Annotated in this window: 21 protein-coding genes; 12 read left to right on the forward strand and 9 right to left on the reverse strand. The window is 63.9% G+C overall.

The genetic code is table 11. The annotated features are described in order from the left end of the window. Window positions 1-45 precede the first annotated feature (45 nt). Genes ACP7EG_RS22390 through ACP7EG_RS22405 form a run of 4 tightly spaced genes read right to left on the reverse strand, consistent with a single transcriptional unit; the run spans window position 46 to window position 3,385 of the window. Window positions 46-966, reverse strand: coding sequence for an Eco29kI family restriction endonuclease (locus tag ACP7EG_RS22390; protein WP_426089346.1), 921 nt, complete (start codon window positions 964-966; stop codon window positions 46-48). A 35-nt stretch (window positions 967-1,001) separates the two neighbouring features. Next, window positions 1,002-1,547, reverse strand: coding sequence for a GNAT family N-acetyltransferase (locus ACP7EG_RS22395; protein ID WP_426089347.1), 546 nt, complete (start codon window positions 1,545-1,547; stop codon window positions 1,002-1,004). Window positions 1,548-1,555: 8 nt separating this feature from the next. Then, on the reverse strand, window positions 1,556-2,074 hold the full coding sequence (locus ACP7EG_RS22400) for a GNAT family N-acetyltransferase (RefSeq protein ID WP_426089348.1): 519 nt from the start codon (window positions 2,072-2,074) through the stop codon (window positions 1,556-1,558). A 36-nt stretch (window positions 2,075-2,110) separates the two neighbouring features. Next, window positions 2,111-3,385, reverse strand: coding sequence for an amidohydrolase family protein (locus ACP7EG_RS22405; protein WP_426089349.1), 1,275 nt, complete (start codon window positions 3,383-3,385; stop codon window positions 2,111-2,113). Window positions 3,386-3,765: 380 nt separating this feature from the next. Here ACP7EG_RS22405 and ACP7EG_RS22410 point away from each other — a divergent pair, with 380 nt between their 5' ends. The 5 genes from ACP7EG_RS22410 (at window position 3,766) to ACP7EG_RS22430 (ending at window position 12,464) form a co-directional block, all read left to right on the forward strand. Continuing rightward, window positions 3,766-4,680, forward strand: coding sequence for a phasin family protein (locus ACP7EG_RS22410; RefSeq protein ID WP_426089350.1), 915 nt, complete (start codon window positions 3,766-3,768; stop codon window positions 4,678-4,680). Between the two features lie 165 nt (window positions 4,681-4,845). Then, window positions 4,846-6,597, forward strand: coding sequence for an ABC transporter ATP-binding protein (locus ACP7EG_RS22415; RefSeq protein ID WP_426089351.1), 1,752 nt, complete (start codon window positions 4,846-4,848; stop codon window positions 6,595-6,597). Further along, window positions 6,587-8,395: an ABC transporter ATP-binding protein gene (locus tag ACP7EG_RS22420; RefSeq protein WP_426089352.1), complete on the forward strand. Its 1,809-nt coding sequence runs from the start codon at window positions 6,587-6,589 to the stop codon at window positions 8,393-8,395. The genes ACP7EG_RS22415 and ACP7EG_RS22420 overlap by 11 nt, the downstream gene beginning before the upstream one ends. 124 nt (window positions 8,396-8,519) lie before the next feature. Further along, window positions 8,520-10,220, forward strand: a complete 1,701-nt coding sequence (locus tag ACP7EG_RS22425; protein ID WP_426089353.1) for a methyl-accepting chemotaxis protein — start codon at window positions 8,520-8,522, stop codon at window positions 10,218-10,220. A 111-nt stretch (window positions 10,221-10,331) separates the two neighbouring features. Beyond that, window positions 10,332-12,464, forward strand: coding sequence for a diguanylate cyclase (locus tag ACP7EG_RS22430; RefSeq protein ID WP_426089354.1), 2,133 nt, complete (start codon window positions 10,332-10,334; stop codon window positions 12,462-12,464). A gap of 34 nt (window positions 12,465-12,498) precedes the next feature. Here the strand turns inward: ACP7EG_RS22430 and ACP7EG_RS22435 are convergent, their stop codons facing one another. Continuing rightward, the gene (locus ACP7EG_RS22435) at window positions 12,499-12,828 is read right to left on the reverse strand and encodes a hypothetical protein (protein ID WP_426089355.1); all 330 of its coding nucleotides are present in this window, start codon (window positions 12,826-12,828) and stop codon (window positions 12,499-12,501) included. Between the two features lie 149 nt (window positions 12,829-12,977). After that, window positions 12,978-14,213, reverse strand: coding sequence for a cytochrome-c peroxidase (locus tag ACP7EG_RS22440; protein ID WP_426089356.1), 1,236 nt, complete (start codon window positions 14,211-14,213; stop codon window positions 12,978-12,980). A 163-nt stretch (window positions 14,214-14,376) separates the two neighbouring features. Between ACP7EG_RS22440 and acpA the strand changes: the two genes are divergently transcribed. Next, window positions 14,377-16,497 (forward strand): acid phosphatase, encoded by a 2,121-nt coding sequence (acpA, locus tag ACP7EG_RS22445; RefSeq protein WP_426089357.1) that lies wholly within the window; start codon window positions 14,377-14,379, stop codon window positions 16,495-16,497. 67 nt (window positions 16,498-16,564) lie between these two features. Here the strand turns inward: acpA and ACP7EG_RS22450 are convergent, their stop codons facing one another. Next, a complete protein-coding gene (locus ACP7EG_RS22450) occupies window positions 16,565-17,494 on the reverse strand; it encodes a hypothetical protein (RefSeq protein ID WP_426089358.1) in 930 nt (309 codons plus the stop codon). 168 nt (window positions 17,495-17,662) lie between these two features. Here ACP7EG_RS22450 and ACP7EG_RS22455 point away from each other — a divergent pair, with 168 nt between their 5' ends. Both ACP7EG_RS22455 and ACP7EG_RS22460 read left to right on the forward strand, forming a co-directional pair. Continuing rightward, window positions 17,663-18,550: a hypothetical protein gene (locus ACP7EG_RS22455; RefSeq protein ID WP_426089359.1), complete on the forward strand. Its 888-nt coding sequence runs from the start codon at window positions 17,663-17,665 to the stop codon at window positions 18,548-18,550. Next, a complete protein-coding gene (locus tag ACP7EG_RS22460) occupies window positions 18,547-20,049 on the forward strand; it encodes a hypothetical protein (RefSeq protein ID WP_426089360.1) in 1,503 nt (500 codons plus the stop codon). Before ACP7EG_RS22455 ends, ACP7EG_RS22460 begins: the two co-directional genes overlap by 4 nt. 86 nt (window positions 20,050-20,135) lie before the next feature. Here the strand turns inward: ACP7EG_RS22460 and ACP7EG_RS22465 are convergent, their stop codons facing one another. Further along, window positions 20,136-20,555 carry a hypothetical protein gene (locus ACP7EG_RS22465; RefSeq protein ID WP_289945647.1) on the reverse strand — a complete coding sequence of 140 codons (420 nt, stop codon included), beginning with the start codon at window positions 20,553-20,555 and terminating at the stop codon, window positions 20,136-20,138. A gap of 342 nt (window positions 20,556-20,897) precedes the next feature. On the opposite strand from ACP7EG_RS22465, the gene ACP7EG_RS22470 reads away from it, so the two are divergent. Next, window positions 20,898-21,968, forward strand: coding sequence for a hypothetical protein (locus tag ACP7EG_RS22470; RefSeq protein WP_426089361.1), 1,071 nt, complete (start codon window positions 20,898-20,900; stop codon window positions 21,966-21,968). Here ACP7EG_RS22470 and ACP7EG_RS22475 read toward each other — a convergent pair. Further along, window positions 21,961-22,920: a LysR family transcriptional regulator gene (locus tag ACP7EG_RS22475; protein ID WP_426089362.1), complete on the reverse strand. Its 960-nt coding sequence runs from the start codon at window positions 22,918-22,920 to the stop codon at window positions 21,961-21,963. The two genes, ACP7EG_RS22470 and ACP7EG_RS22475, sit on opposite strands and share 8 nt — an antisense overlap. Before the next feature lie 109 nt (window positions 22,921-23,029). Between ACP7EG_RS22475 and ACP7EG_RS22480 the strand changes: the two genes are divergently transcribed. The 3 genes from ACP7EG_RS22480 to ACP7EG_RS22490 are packed head-to-tail and all read left to right on the forward strand — an operon-like array spanning window position 23,030 to window position 25,194. After that, window positions 23,030-23,869, forward strand: a complete 840-nt coding sequence (locus tag ACP7EG_RS22480) for a phytanoyl-CoA dioxygenase family protein (RefSeq protein WP_426089363.1) — start codon at window positions 23,030-23,032, stop codon at window positions 23,867-23,869. Further along, on the forward strand, window positions 23,869-24,687 hold the full coding sequence (locus tag ACP7EG_RS22485; RefSeq protein WP_426089364.1) for a sugar phosphate isomerase/epimerase family protein: 819 nt from the start codon (window positions 23,869-23,871) through the stop codon (window positions 24,685-24,687). Before ACP7EG_RS22480 ends, ACP7EG_RS22485 begins: the two co-directional genes overlap by 1 nt. Window positions 24,688-24,732: 45 nt before the next feature. Then, window positions 24,733-25,194 carry a MarR family winged helix-turn-helix transcriptional regulator gene (locus ACP7EG_RS22490; RefSeq protein ID WP_426089365.1) on the forward strand — a complete coding sequence of 154 codons (462 nt, stop codon included), beginning with the start codon at window positions 24,733-24,735 and terminating at the stop codon, window positions 25,192-25,194. Window positions 25,195-25,212 lie beyond the last annotated feature (18 nt).

Genomic DNA, 25,212 nt, shown 5'->3' on the forward strand with positions numbered 1-25,212 from the left:
TTATTTGAAAGTGTGAATCTGAGTCAAAAATTCGTTCTATCAACGCTACTTATCTGGAGGGGAAGTGACCTCGGCAGCTACCTGATCGAACAAAACACCACCTTTTGTGGGAGTAAAAAAGCGCTCCCGGTTAATCTGGCGCATATCGGCCATGATACGCTCAAAAATCTGATGGACATCCGTGTAAGGCGTATGGATTACCAAGTGGCCAGCAATTTGTTCATTGATCACCTCTGGCGATTTCTGGTTTTCAAAAGTTCTATCCGCCCATTCTCGTCCTGGATGAAGGGTATCCCAGGGTGATCGTTTATTGACACGCGTATCAGAACTGTCACCGTGTTTCCCAAGACCAAAGCAAATCTTTGTTTCCGAGTTCCAGATGGGCTTAAAAAAGTTGATCAAATAATCTTCGGCCGACTTTTGATATCCACTTTGCACAATCAAAAAGCGGCATTCAAAATCTTCAATCTTCAGCGTCGTGGTGGCTTTTCGAATACTACGGGCATGTTCATTGAGTCGTGCCGACAACTTTGTTCCTTGAGTTACAGCATCCTTGGCGCCTTGTCGGTCAGGGTCAGCTTTCCCGACATAGATAGGATGATCCTTGTCTTTAAGCGGCAAGTATGGCAAAAAATCACCCCTATAGTAGATCGCATACACCCCGGCGCCGTAAAACTCAGGGATCGCCGCTAACGAATGCCTTTCCTGCGCAACCATGGTCAAGGCAACTACTCTGCCAGCAGTATTGGGATCGGAAGGATCAAAAATCGATTCGGGGCGCCAAACGGGGTCCAACCTTTCTGTGGTCGCCTTGATCTCAGACACAGCCTTTTCTAGTTCCAAACGGATTTTTTTGACGCTACGAGCATCAGTACCTGCGTCAACATTGGCTATTCGAATGGCTAAATCTTGCAATTCAGCAAGCATGGTTTCGAGAGGTGGAACGACTTTTTTACTTGTGGCCATCTATTTCCTTACTCTATTCAATATTGACGTTCACACTACGAAAACTGGCGAAAATCCTTGCGGTAGATATTGGTATCCTTGCCCGCCGGCGGCAGGCGCGAAAAGCGCTCGAAGCGCAAGCCCAGTTTATTGAGCAAATTGATCGATGCCTGGTTCTGCGGCGAGGTGATGCCGTACAGGGTGGGGATGCGCAGCGTGTGCCGGGCATGCCGCACCACGGCGGCGGCGGCCTCGTAGGCATAGCCCTGGCCCCAGTAGGCGGGCAGCATGGCGTAGCCGATGTCGGGGCCGGGCAGGCTGTCGCGGCGTATCATGCCGCCCATGCCCATGGCCGTGCCGTCGCTGCGGCGCTCGATAATGTAAAAGCAATAGCCATGTTCGCGGAACTGCGCTATCGGACCGGCTTCCAGCGCCGCGCGCGCCGCTTCCACGGTATGGATGTTGCGGTCGCCGATATTGGCGATCCACGATGGCTCATTGATCAGCGCCAGGTAGAACGGCGCGTCCTCGGGCGTGAAGGTGCGCAAGCGCAGGCGCGGCGTTTCGATGACGGTGATCGGCTCGATTGTCAGCTTTATCATGGCGCCGCTCATGCCGGCCACTGCATCGGATCGCTGAGCAGCTGGTACATCACGTAGGCGTCGACATAGCCCAGGTGCGCGTGGCGGTAGGCCAGCGGCAGGGAAGCGACGATGGAAAAGCCCAGCTTTTTCCACAGGGTGACGGCGCCCAGGTTGGTGCTGACGACGAAGTTGAACTGCATCGCCAGGTAGCCGGCGCGGCGCGCTTCTTCCATGCAGTGCACGCCCAGCATGCGACCCACGCCCACGCCCTGCGCGGCCGGGTCGACCATGAACGAGGCATTGGCCACGTGCGATCCATGACCCGGCTGGTTCGCCACCAGCTTGTACATGCCCAGCAAGCGCTCGCTGCCCATCACGGCGACATAGCTTTGCACGCCGGGGCCGAACCAGTAGGCGTGGCACGCTTCACGCGTGGTATCGGCGGGGAAGGTGTAGGTGTCGCCAGCGGCCACCAGGGTCTGGAAAATCGGCCACATGGCGTCGAAGTCGGCTTCCTGGGCCGGGCGGATATCAATTTCTTTCAAGGCGCTGCTCCCGATAACAAGTTATGGCTGATTGTATCAGCGCCCCAGGCGGAAATTGACCGTTTCGGGCCGGCCCGGCAGTTGCAGACGCGATTGCGCGCGCGGCGCCTCGCTGACGATTTTCCCGCGCCGCAGTACCAGGCGCCGCGCCGCGCGCAGCCGCAGCGCCTCCACCGTGGAGCTGCAATCGAGGATCAGCAAGTCCGCATGGCAGCCGGGTGCGATGCCATAGCCGTCCAGGCCCAGGATGCGCGCCGGCGTCTCGGTCACGGCCAAAAAGCAGTCGTGCATCGCCTGCTGGCCCGTCATCTGCGCCACGTGCAGTCCCATGTGCGCCACTTCCAGCATGTCGCCCGAGCCGAGGCTGTACCACGGGTCCATCACGCAGTCGTGGCCAAAGGCGACGGGAATGCCGGCGGCCAGCATCTCGGGCACGCGCGTCATGCCGCGCCGCTTCGGATACGTGTCGTGGCGCGCCTGCAGGGTGATGTTGATGAGGGGGTTGGCAATCGCCGCCACGCCGGCCTCGCGGATCAGCGGCAGCAGTTTGCTCACATAATAATTGTCCATCGAATGCATGGATGTCAGGTGCGAGCCCGTCACCCTGCCCTGCATGCCAAGGCGCTGGCTGTGGAAGGCCAGGGTTTCAATGTGGCGCGACAGCGGGTCGTCCGACTCGTCGCAATGCATGTCCACCATCAGGCCCTGTTCGCAGGCGAATTCGCACAGCAGGCGCACCGATTCGGCGCCATCGGCCATGGTGCGCTCGAAATGCGGAATGCCGCCCACCACGTCGACGCCCATGGCAATCGACCGCTTTAAATTGTCGAAGGCGCCCGGGCTGCGCAGGATGCCATCCTGCGGGAACGCCACCAGTTGCAGGTCGAGATACGGCGCCACCTGGCGCTTGACGTCGAGCAGCGCTTCCACGGCCAGCAGGCGCGGGTCGCAGATATCGACGTGCGAGCGGATAGCCAGCAAGCCGCGCGCCACGGCCCAGTCGCAATACTGCAAGGCGCGTTGCACCAGCGCGTCCTGCGTCAGCTGCGGTTTCAGCTCGCCCCACAGGGCGATGCCTTCGAGCAAGGTGCCGGAGGCATTCACGCGCGGCAAGCCGTAGCTGAGCGTGGCGTCCATGTGGAAGTGGGCGTCGACGAACGGCGGCGTGACCAGGTCGCCGGCGGCGTCGATCTCCTGCGCGCCCGTCACGGGCAAGGCGGGGCCGACGGCAGCGATGCGGCCGCCCTCGATGGCGATATCGATGGCGCGGCGCCCGTCGGGCAGGCTGGCATTGCGGATGACTAGGTCCATGCGGACACTCCTTCGGTTGACTACGGTATCTGTTGCTTCCAGTGCATTGCCATCTTCTCGCTCAAGGATGTTGCAGTGCACGAATATACTCGCTGGCAAAAACCTGGCCATAGATTCGCTGACAACACCTTGCGCGTGCGCAAACTTCCCACAAATGCTGCCAGGCGCGTGAATTAGGGCAAAGACACGCGACACGGCCTGAATAAAATAACTTTCAACTAACTCGAATCACCGCTAGAATATTCATATTGCGTTGCATCATAAAAAGTCCATGATTAGCTGTTCAGCACGCTACCCACTTTACAAAACGCGGCCAACTCTGGTTTTCGGGATTTTGCAGAGCGTTTTGCCAGCATTTTAATCCGTACAAAGGAGTAAATATGTTTCCGCTTCCAGAACAATTTTCCAGCGCCGCCAAGTCGCAACTGGAAAGCCAGCTGCAAATCTTCAGCACCCTGACCAACAAAGTCTTCGAAAGCGCCGAGAAAATCATCGCCCTGAACCTGAACGCAGGCAAGGCCGCCATCTCGCATACGGCAGAAACGGCGCAGCACCTGCTGGCAACGCAGGACCCGCGCGACTTCTTCAGCTACAGCACCAGCCAGGCGCAACCGAATATCGAAAGCGTGCTGGCCTACAGCCGCCAGCTGTTCGGCATCGCCTCGAGCACCCAGGCTGAATTGCTGGCCTCGGCCAAGGCCCGCCTCGATGCCGCCGCACCTGCTGCCGTCCCCGCCCCGGCAGCGGCCAAGCCGGCGCTGGCCGCTGTACCTGCTACTGCGGCGCCTGCGCCCAAGCCGGCCGCCGCATCAGCACCGTCGCCAGTGGCAGCAGCACCTGCGCCCGCCGCCAAGCCTGCGCCAGCCAAGCCGGTCGAAGTGGCCAAGCCTGTCGCCAAGGCAGCACCCGCCCCCGTTGCAGCGCCGGCAGCCAAGCCAGCGGCAGCACCGGCCAAGGTTGCCGAGAAGGTCGCCGACAAGCCCGCCGTGAAAGCGGTCGACGCCAAGCCAGTGGCCAAGCCGGAAGCGGCCAAGCCCGCACCCGCACCTGTACCCGCCGCCGCCGCGCCAGCGAAAGCCGCCGCACCAGCGCCAGCCAAGCCTGCCGCGAAACCATTTCCTTCCAGCAAACCAGTCGCCAAACCGGCCAGCGCCGCCGGCAAGACCGTGGCCAAGGTTGCCGTGAAGCATGCGCCAGCACCCGCCGCCAAGCCGGTGGCCAAGGCAGCCCCCAAGGGCGCGCCATCGAAACAGCTCGACATGCTGGGCAACGGCAAAGGCAGCGGCCGAAAATAAGCCGCGCGCACGCCACTGACGCAGCAAAACAACGGGCTACGGCCCGTTTTTTGCGTGCCCGCCCACAGCGCGCTTTTCCGCCTTGTTGTATCCTACGCGTACTTTCCGTCCGCGTGCCCGTCCTTCCGCCCCGCGACACCCCATTACTCAAAACAAAAGGTAACCATGAGTTTATCGAGGCTCATCGCCGGCTTCGTGCGTCAGCATTGGCCGGCGTATGCCGCCGCCGCCGTCATGCTGACCGGCGTGGCGACACTGACCGTCTGGATCCCGCGCCGCGTGGGCGCCATCATTGACGCGCTGGCCGCGCACCGCATGACGGCTGCCGAACTGTGGCTGGAGCTGCTGACCCTGCTCGCCGTCGGCGTCGTCATCTACTTCCTGCGCGTGGGCTGGCGCATCACCCTGTTCAAGGCCGCCTACCAGCTGGGCGTGATGCTGCGCACGCGCTTCTACACGCGCATGTCGCAGCAGGGCGCGTCCTTTTACCAGAACCAGCGCACGGGCGACCTGATGGCGCTCGCGACGAACGACATCGACGCCATCGAAATGGCCGCCGGCGAAGCCATGCTGGCCGGTTTCGACGGCACTTTGACCCTGCTGATGGTGCTGGGCATCATGCTGCTGGGCGTGGACTGGCGCCTGGCCTGCATCGCCTTGCTGCCCTTCCCGCTGATGGGACTGGCCTTCTGGCGCATTTCCAGCCATATCCACACGGCGTCGACGGATTCGCTGCAACGCTTTGCCGCGCTGAACGACCATGTGCAGGAATCGCTGTCGGGCGTGCGCACCCTGCGCGCGCTGGGCCTGGAAGAGCGCAGCAGCAAGCAGTTTTCCACCCTGGCCGGCCATGCAGCCAACGCCAGCCTGACGGCACAGCGCTGGGAAGCGGCGTATGAACCGGCCGTCGGCCTGACCCTGACGACCGCCACCGCGCTGACCCTGGGCCTGGGCGGCTACCTGGTATGGCAAGACCAGCTGACCATCGGCGCGCTGACGAGCTTTTCCATGTACCTGGGACAGCTGATCTGGCCCATGTTCGCCGCCGGCTGGGTGCTCTCATTGATCGAACGGGGCCGCGCCGCCTGGCAGCGATTGCAACCCATGTTAGATGCGCCGCTGGCCATCGACGACCACGGAACGATTGATACGCTCACGCCCGGCCCCCTGCAACTGACGGACATCGGCTTCGCCTACGCGGGCCAGACGGCGCCGGCGCTGTCCGCCATTTCGCTGCTATTGCAACCGGGCCAGACCCTGGGCCTGGTCGGCCCCACCGGCAGCGGCAAGTCGACCCTGCTGCGCGTGCTGCTGCGCCAGGTCACGCCGCAGTCGGGTACGGCCACCTGGAGCGGCCAGCCGCTCGATGCGTATACCCTGCATGCGCTGCGCGCGGCCATCAGCTGGGTGCCGCAGGAGTCGTTCCTGTTCTCCGCCAGCATCGCCGACAATATCGCCCTGGCCCGTCCCGGTGCCACGCGTGAGGAAGTGGAACGGGCGGCGCAGCTGGCCGACATCCACGCCGATATTTTGCAGTTTCCCGAAGGCTATGCCACCCACGTGGGCGAAAAGGGCATCACCCTGTCCGGCGGCCAGCGCCAGCGCGTGGCGATCGCCCGCGCCCTCCTGGCCGACAACGGCTTGCTGCTGCTCGACGATGCTTTATCCGCCGTCGATACGGGCACGGAGACGCGCATCCTGCAGCACCTGGAAGAACTGCGCCGCAAGCGCCCCGAGCGCAGCGCCATCATCGCCAGCCACCGCCTGAGCGCCGTCGTCAACGCCGACCTGATTTTGGTGCTGCGCGATGGCCACGTGACGGAAACGGGTAGCCACGACGCGCTGATGCAGCGCGACGGCTGGTACGCCAGCCAGTGGCGCTATCAACAACTGGAGGCCAGCCTCAATGCCATCTAAGAACGACCAAGCCAACGCCGCCACGCCATCCGTGCGCCGCCAGGCCGCGCAAGCCATCGGCCTGCTGCGCCGCGCCGCCGCACCCGACCTGCGCCATTTATATTGGGCCACCTTCTGGCTGATCCTCGCCGCCGCGCTGGAAGTGACGGGACCGATTCTGGGCAAGGCCCTGATCGACCAGCACCTGCTGCCACGCCACCTGGACTGGACGCGCATGTCGCTGCTGCTGGGCGGCTGCCTGCTCACGGGCTGGGTCGCTTCCGGCCTGCGCTATTTGCAGCTGGTGCGTTTGTCCGGCCTGGCCATGCGCTCGGTGCAGCGCCTGCGCGAAACCGTGTATCAACACGTGCTGCGCCTGCCGATGGCGTTTTTCGACCGCGCCATCACGGGGCAATTGGTCAGCCGCGTCACCAACGACACGGAAGCGGTGAAATCGCTGTACGTGCAGGTGCTGTTCGTCATCCTCGACAGCTCCATCGTGCTGGTCGGCACCATGGCCGCCATGGCCTTCCTCGACTGGCGTTTGATGCTGATCGTGCTGGCCCTGCTGCCGGCCGTGCTGCTCATCGTCTTCCTGTACCAGCGCTGGAGTGCGCCGGCCGTCACGCGCGCGCGCGCGCTGCGCAGCGAGATCAACGGGCAGATCGCCGAATCGATCGGCGGCATGAGCGTGCTGCAGGCGAATAACGCGGAAAAACGCTTCGGCGCACGCTTCACGGGCATCAACCAGGACCACTATACGGCGCGCATGCAGGAATTGCGCGCCAACGCCTGGCTGCTGCGCCCCGCGCTCGACATGCTCAACATCGTGCTGCTGGCCGTCGTCATCTTCAGCTTCGGCCAGCGCGAGATGGGCGCCCTGGAAGTGGGCGTGCTGTATGCGTTCATCAGCTATATCGCGCGCGTAATCGAGCCGCTGATCCAGATCACCATGCAGTTCAGCCAGCTGCAGCAGTCGGTGGTGGCGACGGCACGCGTCTCGGCCCTGCTGGACGAAGCGCAGGCGCTGGAACACGCGCAGGGAAGGGAAACACCGGCCCTGCGGCAGGCGACAGCGGACAGCAACACACCCGCCGTGGACATCCAGAACCTGACCTTCGCCTACGTGGAAAACCAGCCGGTGCTGCACGACCTGTCGCTGAGCATTCCGCAAGGCGCGTTTTTTGGCATCGTCGGCCACACGGGCAGCGGCAAGTCGACTTTGCTCTCGCTGCTGCTGCGCTTTTATCCCGTCACGCAGGGCAGCATCGCCATCAATGGCGTCGCCCTCGACAGCATCGACAACGAGCACTTCCGCGCCGACGTGGGCCTGGTGCCGCAAGACCCCTTCCTGCTGGCCGCCTCGGCGCGCGAAAACATCGACATGGGCCGCGGCTACACGCAGGCGCAGATCGAGACGGCGGCGCGCGCCGCGCATGCGCACGACTTCATCGCCGCGCTGGAACACGGCTACGATACGCCGCTGGGCGAAGGCGGTTCGCGCCTGTCGTCGGGGCAGAAGCAGCTGATCGCGATTGCCCGCGCGCTGGCCGGCCAGCCGCGCATTTTGCTGCTGGACGAGGCAACCTCGCGCATCGATAGTCAGACCGAGCAGATCGTGCAACTGGCCCTGAATGAATTGCGCGGCAAGGTGACCATCATCGCCATCGCGCACCGCCTGTCGACCATTCGCGAGGCCGACCGGATCATCGTGCTCAATCACGGCCGCATCACGGAAGCGGGACCGCACGAGGAACTGATGCAGATCGAGGGCGGTTTGTACCAGCGCCTGTACCTGCTGCAGCAACTGGCAGTTTGATAGGCACGGGCGCCGTTGCGCGGTGCCACTTTTTTTCTGTACGGCATTAAAAATGCCGTACGGACGGGAGTATATTCATCTGGCGGGCAGTGCCGACGGCCCCAACCACACTTCCGGGGGCGCCATGCGCAGCAAACTGTCGATCAGGAATATCTTTGCCGCCATCTTCCTGCTTAGCCTGGCGCTCTCCATCGTCAGCCTGCTGGCCCTGTTCCGCGTCGCCACCAAACAGGCCGAAGCGAACCAGGTCACTGAAACGCGCTTCCAATCCTATCTGTTGGCCGATGAATTGCGGCAAAGCTCGGACGACCTGACCCGGCTGGCCCGCACCTACGTCGTCACGGGCGACGCCAGCTACGAGCAGCAATACATGGACATCCTCGACATCCGCAACGGCAAGAAGCCGCGCCCCGCCCACTACGAGCGCATCTACTGGGACTTCGTGGCGGCGGGCATGCCGGTGCCGGCGTCGACGGGCCCCAGCGTGCCACTGGCCGAGCTGATGCGCAAAGCCGGCTTCAGCGAGCAGGAATTCGCCAAACTGCAAGAGGCCCAGACCAATTCCGACGGCCTTGTGAAGACCGAGGTGATCGCCATGAACGCCGTCAAGGGCTTGTTCGACGACGGCAGCGGCAACTTTACCAAGAAGGGTCCGCCCGACCTGGAAATGGCCCGCACCATCATGCATGATGCCCAATACCACCGCAACAAGGGCAAGATCATGCAGCCGGTGAATGAATTTCTCACCCTGCTCGACCAGCGCACGAGCGCGGCCGTGCAGACGGCGACGGGCGGCACCATGGCGGCCTATTCCGTCACCGTAGGCGTGCTGCTGGTATCGGTCATGGTTTCGCTGCTGTGCCTGTTCCTCGTGTACCGCCACATCAAGCGCAACCTGGACCAGGCGATCGCCACGGCGCAATTGATCGCCGGCGGCGACCTGAGCATCGATGCCGTCATCGAACGGGCCGACGAAATCGGCGTGCTGCTCCACGCGATGAACACCATCAACGCCAACCTGACGGGGCTGATCGGCGACATCCGCAACAGCACCGGGGAAATGTCGGTCGCCACGCACGAAATCGCGCTGGGCAATGCCGACCTGTCGGCGCGTACTGAAGCGCAAGCCAGTTCCCTCGAAGAAACGGCCAGTTCGATGGAAACGCTGACGGCGACGGTGCGGCAAAACGCCAGCAACGCCGGCGAGGCAAACCAGCTGGCCGCCACCGCCTCGGCCGTCGCAGTACAGGGCGGCGCCGTCGTCGCCCAGGTGGTCAGCACGATGGGCGCCATCAAGGAAAGTTCGAGCCAGATCGCCGACATCATCGGCGTCATCGACGGCATCGCCTTCCAGACCAACATCCTGGCCTTGAACGCCGCCGTCGAGGCGGCGCGGGCAGGCGAACAGGGACGCGGCTTCGCCGTCGTCGCCGGCGAGGTGCGCAGCCTGGCCCACCGCAGCGCTGCGGCCGCCCAGGAAATCAAGACCCTGATCGGCGCCTCCGTGGAACGGGTCGACGCCGGCAGCAAGCTGGTCGACGAGGCGGGGCGCACCATGGCGCTGGTGGTGGAATCGATCCAGAAGGTGGCCGCCATCATGAGCGAGATCACCAGCGCCAGCCACGAGCAAAGCGCGGGGATCAGCGAGGTCAACCAGGCGGTCACGCAGATGGACAACATCACGCAACAGAACGCCGCCCTGGTCGAGCAGGCGGCGGCCGCGGCCGAAAGCCTGCAGGAACAGGCGCAAGCCCTGATCGAGGCCGTCGCCATCTTCCGCCTGAAAGGCAGCCCGCCGGCCACGGCCGCCCTGGCCCTGCGCTGACGTGCAGCCAAAGTGTGCACTTTCGCAAAAATCTGCACACAGCATGATATTTCTTGATTGCAACATCATATAATCGTTGCAAACAGGCATGGTCATTGCGGGGGCGGGACGTTGGCAGGCAGACACACACGGGCATCGTGGCGAAGGGCGCATTGGCTGCTGGTACTGGCCTGCCTGCTGCCGCCTGCCGTCCAGGCCCAGGCCCAGGTCGGCAACCTTGAGCAGCATATCGCCGCCGTGCGCGAAGATGGCCGTTTCGTGCCCGCGCGCGCGCTGCAGCGCCTGCAAGAGGTAGAAACGCAGGCGCGCAGCGCGCCCCTGCCCGTGCGCGCGGAATTCCTTGCCCAGCTGAGCAACGCCCGCATGCGCCTGGGGCAGAACGATATCGCCATGCAGCTGGCCGAAGAACTGATCGCCTACGCCCGCATGAACAAGAGCGACGTGGCGCTGGCGAAAGGCATACTCAGCAAGGCCTACATCACGTTTGCCAGGAACGAAGGCCGCGCCTCGCACCTGCTGGCCTTCGAAGCGGAAAAGATCGCCAACCGCACGGATGACCTGCCCGTGCGCGTGCAGGCCACCATCAGCGCGGGCCAGTCGTGGGCCGAGGAAGGCAATTTCCCGTTTGCGCTGGCCAAGCTGCAAGCGGCAGTCGACCTGGCGCGCCAGAGCAATTCCCCCTCCAGCCTGGCCGCTGCCCTGAATGCCCTCACCCTGCTGTACACGCAAATGCGCGAATACGACAAGGGCTTCGAAGTGCTCGACGAGCTGCTCGCCGTCTGCGCCAGCCTGGCATCGCCGGGTCGCATGGCGCAGGCGAAGAATACGGAGTACGGGCTGGCACTCGACGCGCAACAGCCGCAACGGGGCCAGCGCGCCCTGCTGGCGGCCCTGGCGCTGGAACGCCAACTGGACGCCGGCGGCATGGTGGCTATTACCCTCGTCAATCTGTCGGACAGCTATCTGAAGGAAAACGACTACGCGCGCGCCCTGCGCCATGCGCATGAAGCCATCACGGCAGCTCGCCTGGTCAACAATGAACAGGTGGAGGCGACGGCACGCCTGAACATCGGCCAGGCGCTGATCGGCCAGGGACGCTTGCAGGAAGGCAAGCAAAGCGTGGAAATGGGCCTGGCCTACTACGAGCGCACAGCCAACCAGCCGGACATGCAGGCCGTGCTGCTGGAGTACGGCATGGCGCTGGAAAAGGCGGGCGACATGCGCGGCGCCGTCACGGCCTACCACCGCGAGCGGGACATTTCCAACCAGCTGTTCGAAAAGCAGCGGCAAAAGGCCGTGTATGAATTGCAAGAAAAGTATGAGACGGAAAAGAAGCAGCGCCAGATCGAGCTGCTCAGCCGCGAAAATCAGCTCAAAAGCACGGAAATCGACAACCGCCGCCTGCAGCAGCGCGTATGGTGGCTGCTGGCGCTGGTGCTGGCCATGGCGTCCGTCATCGTCGGCTTGCTGTACCGCAAGGTGCGCCACGCGAACGTGCAGCTGAAGGTGAAGAACCAGGAACTCAAGCGCCAGAGCTCGCGCGACCCGCTGACGGCCCTGTACAACCGCCGCCACTTCCAGGAATTCATGCGCAGCCATGCGGTCAAGCCGCTGCCGGCCGGCGCCGACGCCGATGTCGTAGGGGCACTGTTCCTGCTCGATGTCGACCATTTCAAGCACATCAACGACCGTTACGGCCATGCGGCGGGTGACCTGGTACTGACGACGATCGCCGAAACCTTGCACGACGTGCTGCGCGAAACGGACATGATCGTGCGCTGGGGCGGCGAGGAATTCCTCGCCTTCCTGCCCGCCGTCGCGCGGGACGGCCTCGACGATATCGCGCGGCGCATCCTCAACGGCATGGCGGCGCAAGTCATCCATTACCAGGGGCAAACCATCGAGGTACACGTGTCCGTGGGCTTTGCCCCCTATCCGCTGGCGCCGCTGGGACGGCCGCTCACGTGGGAACGCAGCGTCAACCTGATCGACATGGCACTGTACCTGGCCAAGGCGCACGGGCGCAACCGGGCGTATGGCTTGCGCGGTTTTCAGCAAGTGGAAAGAACGACCCTGGAAGCGGTGGAGCAAGACCTGGAACGCGCGTGGCGCGACGGCTTTGTCGATTTGAGCGTGGTGCTGGGGGGAACGGACGGCATGGACAAGACGGGTACGGCGGGAACGAAGACGGCCGGGCCAGGCGGCCAGGCCAGCGACGGCGTCGCCGCAGCTGCCATCACCTGACGGCAGCTGCGGGCTGGCGCGCTTGTTACGATGATTACTTGTGCGCGGCGTCCTGCATCTTTTCGCCGGCTTTTTCCACTTTCTTGCCGACGGCATCGGCCGCTTCGCTCATTTTCTTGTCGGCGTCAGCGGCGACCTGGTCCATCTTGGCGCCCGTATCGGAAGCGGCCTGGCTCACGGCGGCATCGGCTTTGGTAGCGGCGGCCTTGATGTCGGCTTCAGCCTTGGCAGCGGCCGCATCGATCTTCTGACCAGCTTGTTCCGCAGGACCGGCAGCGACATCATCCTTCTTCTGGCAGGCAGCCAGTGCCACAACCATCATCCCGGCGGCGCACACGGTCATCCAATTTTTGCTTACTTTCATGATATTCCCTTTCATTATTATCAAAAGACACAGATCAGTTCGCAATATACACCTGCCTAAAATTTTCTAGCGTGCGCTAACGCACATAAAAACAGGCTTTTGTGGCGTAGTTGTAAGCAATGGTATCTTGATATTTTTTAGCATCCCGTTCAGTGCGTGGCAGGGGCCGCTTGATAGCCATCCGTCAAGGTGTGCAGGAAAACGATCACGTCGGCGATCTCCCGCTCGTTCAGGGCCGGCGCCTGGCCCGGCTGGCGCTCGAACGGCGCTTCCACATTCACATTCGCTGCCAGGCCGGGCGGCAGATCGTCGTACTTGCGCACCTTGCCGTTTTTATCTTTCGGATACCATTTTTGCGGCGCCGTGTCGCGCTGCACGTAAAAACGCAACACCTGCTCCAGGCTGTCAAAGCTGCCATTGTGGAAAAACACCTTGCGCAGGGCGACATTGCGCAAGGACGGCGTCTTGAAGCTGCCGCAATACTCCTTGTGCTGCGTCAAGTCGGTGCGGTCCGGGCCGCACAATCCCAGGTCAAAGAAGGCCGGGTCCCCATTCGCCGGCAGTCTCGCATTGCGCGGCACGCCGATATTGATCAAGCCGTAATCGGTAAATTGGGGGAAGGCGCCGCCGGAACTCACCTGGCTGATGTGGCAGGAGGCGCAATTGCCCTTGCGTTCATCGTTGAACAGGGCCAGGCCGCGCGCTTCCTGCGGCGTCAAGCTGGCCTGCTTGCGCAGCACGGCATCGTACTTGCTGGTATAGGGATAGAAGTCCAACGGGCTTTCCTGGAACACTTCCAGCGACATCAGCGCCCAGCGCAGCGCCTGGCCCGGCTGTTCGAAAATATCGGCGCCATACGTCTGGCGGAACTGCGCCGCCAGGGGGCCGGCGCGTAATTTGGCGACCACGGCCGCCGCATCGCGGTTGCCCATCTCGCGCGGCGACAACAAGGGCGCGAGTGCCTGTTCGTGACCGGACTGGGCGCGGCCGTCCCAGTTGCGCCCGCCCGTGGGCCCGGCGTCGACGCTGTCGTCGCCATCGTCGTCGTGGTAGTGCTCGGTGAACGGCGGCGCGTTCTGGATATAGCGCAGCGAGGGCGCAGCGCGCGTGCCCGCATCCTTCAATTCCGGCCCGCCCAGCTGCACCGCCAGCGCATTCGGCGGACCGTACGCGTGTTCGGGGCTGTGGCAGCTGGCGCAGGCCAGCTTGCCCGACACGGACAGGCTGGGCTCAAAAAACATGGCGCGGCCCATGGCCGTCATTGCCGCCACCGAAGGCTGGCGTTTCAGGGTGGGCGCATACGCGCCCGCGTCTTGTTGCGGCGCGGGCTGGCAGGCGGACAGCACGCACATGGCGAGCAGCAGGGCAGGTATCGTTTTCATCATGGGCTGGCAGCGTAGCAACGGCATGTGACAACTGCGTGACAAGCCCCTGCAAAACGTCATGTATCAAGTTCGTACATTACGTCATGTAACAGACGCTGACATGTCACGCAGCTGACATATTGCCTGCCTAGCATGCGACGTTTTCCACCCAGAAGGCATGAACATGAACTTGCACGCAAAAACTTCTTTACGGCCCCTGCCGTTGCTACTGTCGCTGGGCCTGGCCGCCTGCGGCAGCGACTACGCCGTCACGCCCCACATCACGGGCCAGGTCATCGGCAGCTACTATGAAAACGCCCAGGTGTGCCTGGAAAGCAGCACGACCAAGCTGACCTGCGACAGCGGCTCGGCCGCCGTGCGCACGGCCGCCGACGGCAGCTACACGCTCGACGGTCAGGGCGCTGTGCTGGCGAGCATCGGCACGGACGCCATCCGCCACGAAGCCATCGGCGACGCGGGCAGCAAGGTCACGCAAAAGCTGCTGCTGCGCGCCCCCGCCGGACACAGCGCCTTCGTCAGCGCCCTGTCGACGGAACTGGCGCAAATCATGGACGGCAACGGCGGCGACTTTACGGCCGCCAGCAGCAAGCTGGCCGCGCGCCTGGGCGTGTCGGAAGCGGGCCTGGCATCGGACTTCAACAAGGCCAGCGGCGACGAGTTGAGCAAACTCAAGGCGGAAAACGCCAGTGTGACGGCCTTGATCGCCAGCGCCAGCGCACAGGCGGCGCCCGCCGACGCGCTGGCCGCCCTGAACGGCGCCCTGGCGCTGAACAATATCCAGACCATCGTCGTCATCTACGCGGAAAACCGCGGCTTCGACAATCTGTACGGCCTGTTCCCGGGCGCGAATGGCGTGCCGGGCGTCAACCCCACCTCCAGCACCGCTTATGTGCCGCAGAAAGACTATGACGGCAGCACCCTGCCCGTGCTGCCGCCCACCTGGGGCGGCATGACGGCGGCCGGCCAGAGCACCGTCATCACCCAGGCGCAATCGGCCAATTTGCCCAACAAACCGTTCCAGATCGACGATGCCGGCAGCCCCCTGTACCTGCCGCAATCGGTCATCACGCGCGACCTGGTGCACCGCTTCTACAACAACCAGATGCAGATCAACGGCGGCGCCAACGACAAGTTCGCCGCGTATTCCGATGCGGGCGGCCTGTCCATGGGCTATTACGACGGCAGCAAGATGCAGCTGTGGGACATCGCCAAACAATATGCGCTGGCCGACAATCTGTTCATCGGCGCCTTTGGCGGCTCCTTCCTCACGCACCAGTACCTGATCTGCGCCTGCGCGCCCACCTATCCGAACGCGGACACCTCGGTGGCCAAGGGATCGATTGCCAAGATCGACGTCGACGCCAACGGTAACTTCGTGCGCCTGACGCCGTCCGCCACGGCCCCAAGCACGGTCCTGAACGGCGCACCCGCCTATGCCAACGACGGCGCGCTGACGCCGGCCGACAGCACGGGCATGTTTTATGCCGTCAACACCATGCAGCCGCCGTTCCAGCCCAGCAGCAATGCGCCCGCCTCGGGCGACAGCAGCAAGCTGTATGCGGACACGGGCAAGGCCAACACCCTGCCGCCGCAAACGCAGACGAATATCGGAGACTTGCTCTCTGGCAAGAACATCGACTGGGCCTGGTATGCGGGCGCCTGGAAGGATACGACGGCCCTGGCCACGGCCAGCGCGCGCGCCGGCAGCTTCCCGAATCCGCCGAACTTCCAGTTCCACCACCAGCCGTTCAATTACTTTGCCAACATGGACCCGGTGAAGGCGCCCGCCTACCGCGCCGCCCACCTGCGCGACTTCGACAGCCAGTTCCTCAGCGATGCCAGCGCCGGCAAGCTGCCGCCCGTGGCCTTCTACAAACCGCAGGGCAATTTGAACCAGCATGCGGGCTACGCCAGCGTGGCCGATGGCGATGCGCATATCGCCAGCGTCATCGCCCAGCTGAAGAAAAGTCCGCAGTGGAAAAACATGCTGGTCATCGTCACTTACGATGAAAACGGCGGCTTCTACGACCACGCCGCGCCGCCGAAGGGCGACCGCTGGGGTCCGGGCACGCGCGTGCCGGCCATCCTCGTCTCGCCGTACGTGAAAAAGGGATTGGTTGACCATACGCAATACGATTCGGCCTCGATCCTGCGCGCCATCACGCACCGCTTTGCCCTGCCCGTGCTCGACGGCTTGAGCACGCGCGACAAGGCGCTGGTGGCCAACGGCGGCAAGCCGATGGGCGACTTCAGCGCGGCGCTGGCGCTGGTGCCGCAAGAGTAAGCGCCGTTTCAAACGGCAACGCGACGCCCGCCCGGCCTGGCCGCGGCGGGCGTTTTACATGTGGGCACTACTGGCCCGGGGCCGGGGTTGGGACCGCGTCCAGCAGCGAACGCTCGAGCAGTTGCGACAATGCCGTGCGCAGCGCCTGCGTGCGCGCCGCCAGTTCCGGCCGCTTGTAGTGCTCGGCGGCGATCAGGCTGTTTTCCAGGCAGACGCGGTCGCTTTTCGCCAGGCAAGCGTCGGCCAGGTCGAGCTGGGCGCTGGCTTGCGCCACTTTGACTTTGGCATCGAGTTCCAGCGTATCGGGATCATCGCCCCAGCGCTTCACGTAGATGGCCAGGCGCGTGGCGGCCACGTCCGGCTTGCCCGCATCGAGCGCCTGGTTGACACTGTCCTGCAGCGCCGTCCACGCCTGTGCCCGCTGCTGTTGCCGCTCGCACGCGGCGGCGGATTTGGTGATGTTCGCCTGCAAGCGTTTGATCTGCGCGGCGGGCGCCCTGGCGCTTTTCAGCACGGCCAGCGCGCTGCGCGCCCCGTCCAGGTCGCACTGCGCCGCCAGCGTAGTGGCGGTTTCGACCTGTTCCGCCACGCTGACCGGCTTGTCGGCGGGCTTGTTGAAGAACCAGATACCGGTCAGCACCACGGCCGCTGCGATCCAGGTGCGCAAGCGCACGGGTGGGCGCGGCGGCGGCACCGAACCCTTGATGGCAGGCTTGGCGGGCGGCGCCTTGGCCGGCGCAGCTGCGGGTGCGGCAGCCGGTGGCAGGACGGGCTGGGGAGCGGGCTGAGGCGCGGCTTGCGGTGCAGGAACGGACGGGACGACGGGCACCGGCGGTGGCATGCGCGGCAGCGGGGGCGGGGTCGGCGCTGGTACTTTCTCGACTACATGCGCTGCAGCCACCTGGCGCGCGCCGCAAAACGGGCAATGCGCCAGGCGCAGCAGCAAGGTCCGGCCGCAAGCGGCGTTGATGCAAACTTCATTCACTTTTTCAGACACGTTCCAACCTTTTCCTGGATTTACTCAGCTGCATTCTGCCGCAATATTACCTTACGCAAGCACGGCAACGGCGCACCGGCAGCGTGTTCCATGGCCTTGATACCGATCAAAAAGCCAACTCCGCCGCGGCCTAAGCTGGAAACACCGGCCAAGGAAAAGGAGAACGCCATGCCAGCCCACCTGATCATCGAAGACGGCCAGCCCTGGTGGTGGGACAGCGCCGATATCTGGGTCGTGCCGGGCAATGATCCGAATGGCACGCCCGGCGCGCCCATTGCCGGCACCAGCAATTACCTGTGGGGCCGCGTGCACAACACGGGCAACAGCGCCTCGAACGGCGTGCGCGTGGACTTTTACTGGGCCGACCCGTCCGGCCAGATCGCCGTCGGCGCCGCCACGCAGATCGGTTCCGCGTTTGCCGACTTGCCGCCCGGCGCCACGCAGGAAGTGCTGTGCCTCGTGCCTTGGGTGCCCGTCATCGTCAATGCCGGCCACGAATGCTTGCTGGCCGTGGCCCACGGCGCGGGCGACATCAACCCGCTGCCCGATCCGCTGCCCAGCGGTTTTCCCTTCCAGCCCACCTTGCACGAGCAGATCGCCCAGCGCAACGTTACCGTGGTGCTGGCGGCCAGGCGCGCGCAGCTGCTGGCCATTACGGTGGCGGCCCTGCCCCGTGCAGCCAGGAAAGTGGAATTGCACATTGAACAGGGTGGAGAATTGCCGGCGCGCCTGCTGGCCACCCTGGGCCTGGAAAAATGGCAGCCGGCCAGGGAAGCGCGCCTGATAGCGGGCCTGGCACGCACGCCCCACTGCAATGGCGATGTGCCCGGCGAGCAAAAACTGGCGCTGGAAGTGCCGCGCGGCCAGGCGCAGGCCGCGTACCTGAGCCTGCGTGCCGAAGCCTTGCCGCCACGCCAGTATGCGCTGCTGCGCGTGCTGGAGAGTCAGGACGGCAAGGTACTGGGCGGCGTCACCTATCTCGTCACCGCTCTGGAGAAAGAGCGAGCGCAAGAGCCGGCGCAAGAACAGCACAGCCCCGAGGAGCAAGCATCATGAGCGACACCCCCATGCAGGTGCTGACGCGGCCGTTCGCGATCGAGCCCGTCACCAATATCATGCTGCCCGATGGCATCTTCGACAATGCCATCTATGGCTTGCGCATCGCCGCCCACGTCAGCAACATGTCCAGCAGCGCGCTGACGAATGTCACGGTGTACCTGGAAAGCGTGGGCGACCCCGGCATCGTGCCCGTGGCGCGCACCTTTTTCTTTGCCAGCATTCCCGCCGGCGCGGCCATGCTGGTGATGTGGGACGCCGACTTCCAGCATGCGGCGCCCGGCAAGAGACTCGTCAGCTTTGTCGCCAAGGCGGACGGCTACACGCCGCGCCGCTCGATCCAGCAAATCTTTGTCTCGCAGACGCGCTTTGACAGCGCCACCAATACCTATACCTGCACGGTCGAGGAAGGCACGCTGGAACTGTCCAAGCCGCAAGGCCACCTGCCCGGCAAGCGCTGGGGCAGCACGGGCAATGATGGAAAAGAGTGCCGCTGCCCGCCCGGCCTGGGCCCCATCGTGCCGACCGGCATGACCCTCGTCTGGACGCCGAACCCCGCCTATGCGGGCACGCATGGCGAGCTGCCGTTTTCCGACCCATGGTGGAAGATACTCGCCATCATCATCGCCATCATCGCCGCGCTGGTCGCCATCATTGCCGCCGCGCTCGGCTCCGGCAAGGCCAGTTTCAGCGTGGGCGGCAGCTTCGAGGAAACCGATCCCAGCGTCGATTGCTGTTCGCTGGAAGGGGCAGGCTCGGGCCAGCCCGAATTCACGGTGGCGGGCGTGGCCTCGGCCATCGCCTCGGGCGCCGTCGCCGTCGCCTGCTCCGATATCGCGGACCCATTCTGGCGTGGCCAGGAAGCAACACCACCGGCCGCCGGCGAACTGACCCTGGCCGAGCGCGTCGTGGCGCAATGGGTGTTACCGGAAGCGCCGAACGCGGGCCTGCCCTACACCGCCGACATCAGCTGGGAGTATCAACGTTTCACCACGGGCGCCACCTACCAGCATGCGGTGACCGAAACGCAAGTCAACATCCATGTGGCGGGGCCGGTGGAAACGGATACGCCCGCCGTCGTGCAAGCGTATGAACCGCTGTGGATACGCGCCAGCTTCCAGCGCGACAATGGCAATGTATTCCGCGGCACGGAGCTGTATGCCTTCGTGCTGTTCCAGGCGCCGCAGGGCCTGTATTTCGTCGCATCGCTGACCGACGATGGCCTGGGCTTCGACCCGGGCGCCAACGACGGCGTGTACGCAGGCAGCCTGGACTTGAAACGGGCTTACCGCACCTTGCTACAATATGATCAAAAGGTCTACGGCACCTGGAGAGTCTTCGTCTTCGCGCAAGACGTCAACCTGACCAAGCCGGGCACGCCGCCGGAAATCGCCGCCCAGCACATCGGCGGCATGTTCGTCGCCAGCGCCATCGAAATCACCTTCGACGACACCCTGCCCTGCCCGCTCAAGGCGCAGGCGAATATCGTCGTGGTGTAGTGATAAGCTAGGTCAGACGTAGGTCGCGTAGGTCGGATTAGCGAGGCAAAGCCACGCGTAATCCGACACATTGTTGACCGCCGCTCTTACACCTTGACGGCGTCAATCTTGGCGATCACCGTGCGCGGAATGATATCCGTTGCCGGGCAAGTCTCCATCGCGTCCGAATACGCGAGCCAGCGCTGCAAGCTTTCCATGCGGCGGATGGTGATGCCCTTGCCATTGATATAGCCGATCTGCTCGAAATTGACGGGGCTGGTGGTCAGCTTCGACACGGTGGGCGCATTGTCGACCAGGCGGTCGTAGGCCTTGCGCGCCTTGTGCTCCCACTTGGCCAGCACGGGGTCGTCAAAGCGGTTGCTTTCAAAATACACGGTGATCGTGCGGTCGTGATTGGCAAAGCCGACGATCGCCGCACCCTTGCGTATGGTCAGCAAGACATCTTCCTTGACGCCCGTGACGGGAACGAATACGGCAGCGCGCCCATCCGTATCTGGCCGCTCCATGGGAATATCTTGTCCGATTATGCTCATCACATCACACTCTTAGTCATCGCCTGTTGGCTTGTTGTCCCTGCATCACTGAAAGCGTGTCACCGTGCGCATGCGCGGCTTTGCCGCTGTGCCGGTCCACTTCCAGGCTCGCTGCCATGCCCTGCCATACCCATTCATACCCATTCATACCATTTATCAAATAATACATTGCCATAAAGCACTACACAAGATAATCAGGGGCGCGGCAGCCACAGGTCCTCCGCCGGATGGGGAATGGTGTACCCTGCCGCAATCAACTTAAGCAGCAATCACCTTATAATGCTGCGATTCCTTCACGCCAGACACCTTCGCACCATGACGCTTCCAGAGAATGACACCAGCCGGCTCGACGCCATCAGCGCCGCCGCCACCGAAGTGGCCGCGCAAAACGTGGCCGACCTGCTGGCCATGGCCATCTGTCACCGCCCGGACGAACCGGCCCTGATCGTCTGCGACAAGCGCAGCTGGCTCAACGTGGTACTGACGGAAGCGTATCGCCAGGCCTTGCCGGACGCGAGCTTCATCGATTTCGACGACGTCACGCCCGACGCCGTGCTGGCCGCGTTTGCCGAACTGCCCACCGGCAGCCTCGTCGTGCTGATCCAGTCGACCAGCTTCCGCCTGGAAGCGTTCCGCATCCGCATCGAGCTGTTCAAGCGGGGCCTGAAAGTGATCGAACACGTGCATCTGTCGCGCATGCCCGGCGTGCAGGGACTGCACTACATCGCTTCACTGGCCTACGACCCCGCCTATTATCGCGGCGTAGGCCATGCACTGAAAGCGCGCATCGACCGTGCGCGCCACGGCATGGTCGACAGCGGCGGCGAGCAGCTGGTCTTCGCCTCGCCCTTCGAATCGGCCAAACTCAATATCGGCGATTATGCGGGGATGAACAATATCGGCGGCCAGTTCCCCCTGGGCGAAGTGTTTACGGAAGCGCAGGACCTGGAAGCGGTGAACGGGCGCGTGCGCATCTTCGTCTTTGGCGACACGCAGTTCATGGTCAACCGCCCCGACACGCCGATCACCCTGATCATCGACAAGGGCAGAGTCACGGGCACCGAGCACGCCACGCCGGAATTTACCGCCATGCTGGAGATCATCCGCGCGCATGAGGGCGAGGTGTGGGTGCGCGAACTGGGCTTCGGCATGAACCGCGCCTTTTCGCGCGAGCAGCTGGTCAACGACATCGGCACGTATGAACGCATGTGCGGCATCCACCTGTCGCTGGGCGCCAAGCACGGCGTCTACGCCAAACCGCAATTCAAGCGCAAGGATGCGCGCTACCACGTCGACATCTTCGCCGTCACCGAGGCCGTTTACCTGGACGACGAGCGTGTGTACGCGGACGGCGCATGGACGCTGGAACCCGTCGCCTTCAACTAAAAAATCCGGCCGCTGCCAGCTCGCGGTCCCACGGCGGCACGGGCTGGTATTCGGCCACCAGGAAATCGATCAGCGCGCGCACCTTCGGCGACATCTGCCGGCTGGCCGGATACAGCGCGCTCAAATGATTCAGCGGCAGCTCCCAGCCGGGCAGCACGGGCAGCAGGCTGCCATCGAGCAGATTGCGCCAGGCGAGGAAGGTGGTGCTGTAGACGATGCCAAGTCCCCGCAGCGCCGCCTGGTGCAGCACCAGGCCATTGTTCGCAGTGAAGCCCGCCTGCACGCGCACGCCCACTTCCTCTCGCTGTTCCCCCTCTCCCCGCTGGAAATGCCAGTGCGTGCCATCGGTCAGGTGACTGAAATGCAGGCACTGGTGCTTCAATAAATCTTGTGGCGTCTGCGGCACGCCCCATTGCGCCAGATAGGCGGGACTGGCGCACAGCACGGCGCGGCAGGGCGCCAGCGGGCGCATGGCCAGCGCGCTGCTGTCCGGGATGCCGCCCACGCGGATGGTCAAGTCAAAGCCGTGGCGTATCGGGTCGAGCAGGGCATCGTCGACAAACAACTCGGCCCGCACCTGCGGGTGCAGCAGGCTGAAACGGGCGACGGCATCGGCCAGCCACGCGCTGCCGAAACTCGATGGCGCCTGGATGCGCAGCGGCCCGGCCAGCTCCGCCCCCGCTCCCGTCTGCGCCACGTGCGCCACCATGCGCGCCGCTTCCTGCGCCTGACTGACGGTGGCCATGCACGGCGCCAGGTAGGCGCGGCCCGCATCCGTCAAGCTCACTTCGCGCGTGGAACGGTGCAGCAGGCGCGCATGCAGGCGTGCTTCCAGCTGCATGATGGTCTTGCTGACCATGGCGCGCGTCAGGCCCAGGCGCTGCCCGGCCACGGTGAAGCTGCGCTGGCGCGCCACTTCGACAAAGATTTCCATCGCTTTTAGTTGATCCATGTCAAAGATTGTCTGCGCTTTGGCGACAATCTGTCAACCGCTGGGCGATTGTTTGCCGCCCTCGCCCATCCTACAATGGCGCTTTCCCTTGACCTCTGGAGCCGCCGCCATGCTGACAATCCCGCAACAAGAACAATACCAACGCGACGGCTACATCATCCTGCCCGATTTCAAGGGTGTGGACGAAATCGCCGCCTTGCGCGCGCGCGCCGAGCAGATTGTCAACGAATTCGACCCCAGCGTCAGCCAGTCCATCTTCACCACGCGCGATCAGGCGAAGAACACCAACGATTATTTTCTCGCCTCCGACAACACCATCCGCTGCTTCTTCGAGGAAGAGGCGTTCGGCGCGGACGGCCAGCTGAAGCAGGCAAAATCGCTGTCGATCAACAAGATCGGCCACGCCATGCATGACCTGGACCCCGTCTTCCGCGCTTTTTCGGCCGACCCGAAACTGGCCGAGGTGGCGCGCGACCTGGGCCTGGCGGACGCGCAAGTCTGGCAATCGATGTACATCTTTAAACAGCCCGGCATCGGCGGCGAAGTGCGCTGGCACCAGGACGCCACCTACTTCGAAACCACGCCGATCAGCGTGACCACCTTCTGGTTCGCGCTGGAAGACGCGACCCTGGACAACGGCTGCCTGTGGGCGGAACCGGGCGGCCACCGCGGCCCCCTGCGCGAACGCTTCATCCGCAACGGCGACGCCGTGCGCGTGGAAAAACTCGACGCCATGCCCTGGCCCGACGACAGCACGGCCGTGCCGCTGGAAGTCAAGGCGGGCGCCCTGGTCTGCTTCCACGGCTTGCTGCCCCATTACAGCGCGCCAAACCGCTCGCCCGTCTCGCGCCATGCCTACACCCTGCACGCCACCGATGGCCAGACGGAATACGCGGCCCACAACTGGATCCAGCGCGACGCGGCGTTCCCCGTGCGGGGCTTCGTCTGATGCGCATCGACGTCTTCGCCGCCCACTGGGGCAATAACGTGCTGGCGCCCGAGGTCTTCATCGACAAGGTTCTGGCGGCCGGCTTCGACGGCATCGAGATGTCGCTGCCGCTGGACGCGGCCCTGCGCGAGGAATGGACGGACCGCATCGCCAAGGCGGGACTGCAACTGATCGCCGCACAGTGGGAAACCGTGTTCCACAGCAACTTCGATCTGCACCGCGCCGCCCTGGCCGAGCTGCTGGAGAATGCCTGCCTGGCGCGCCCCGTGCTGGTCAACACGCACACGGGCAAGGATTACTACAGCCAGGCGCAAAACGCGCAGTTGCTCGACCTGGCCGCCGCCATCTCGGAAAAGCACGGCGTGCCCATCGTGCATGAAATTCACCGCAGCCGTTTCAGCGGCCACCCGATGCTGCTGTTGCCGTATCTGCAGCAGTACCCGGATTTGCCCTTGACGGCCGACCTGTCGCACTGGTGCTGCGCCTGCGAATCGCTGCTGGAAGACCAGCCGCAGACCCTGGCGCAGGTACTGCCGCTGGTGCGCCATGTGCACGCGCGCGTGGGCCATGCGCAGGGGCCGCAGGTGGCCGACTTCCGCGCGCCGGAAGCCAAGGCAGCGCTGGACGCCCACCTGGCGTGGTGGGATGCCATCGTCGCCCTGCGCCGCGCGGCCGGTGCCGAGCGCATGACGTTCACGCCGGAATTCGGCCCTGCGCCCTACCTGCAAACGCTGCCGTACACGCAGCAGCCCGTAAGCGATACCTGGGAACAGAATGTGGCCATGCTCGCCCTGCTGCGCGCGCGCTACGCCGGGTAGGCGCCGCGCATTGCAATTAAATAGCGCGCTATATATACTGTGCCCATGGATACCACCACCGCCCCCAATCCCCTGCACCAGGTGCCGCGCCTGGACAGCCAGCTGTGCTTTGCGCTGTACTCGACCTCGCTTGCCATGAACAAGCTGTACCGCAAGCTGCTGCGCAAGCTCGGTCTCACCTATTCGCAATACCTGGTGATGATGGTGCTGTGGGAACGCGACGGCTTGACGGTGTCGGAAGTGGGCGAGCGCCTGTTCCTCGACTCGGCCACCCTGACGCCCCTGCTCAAGCGCATGGAGCAAGCGGGCCTGTTGACGCGTGCGCGTGCCGCCAGCGACGAGCGCCAGGTCATCATTTCCCTCACGCAGCAAGGCGACCAGTTGCGCCATGAAGCGGCCCTGCTGCCCGAAGCCATCCTGACGGCCAGCCACTGCAGCGTGGAGCAAGTTGTGGACATGAAACAACAACTGAACCAGTTGCGCGACAGCCTGATGAAAAGTGAGTAAAAACGCTGCTTTTCCGAG

Source organism: Janthinobacterium sp. PSPC1-1 (assembly GCF_049897625.1).
Taxonomy (GTDB): domain Bacteria; phylum Pseudomonadota; class Gammaproteobacteria; order Burkholderiales; family Burkholderiaceae_D; genus Janthinobacterium; species Janthinobacterium tructae.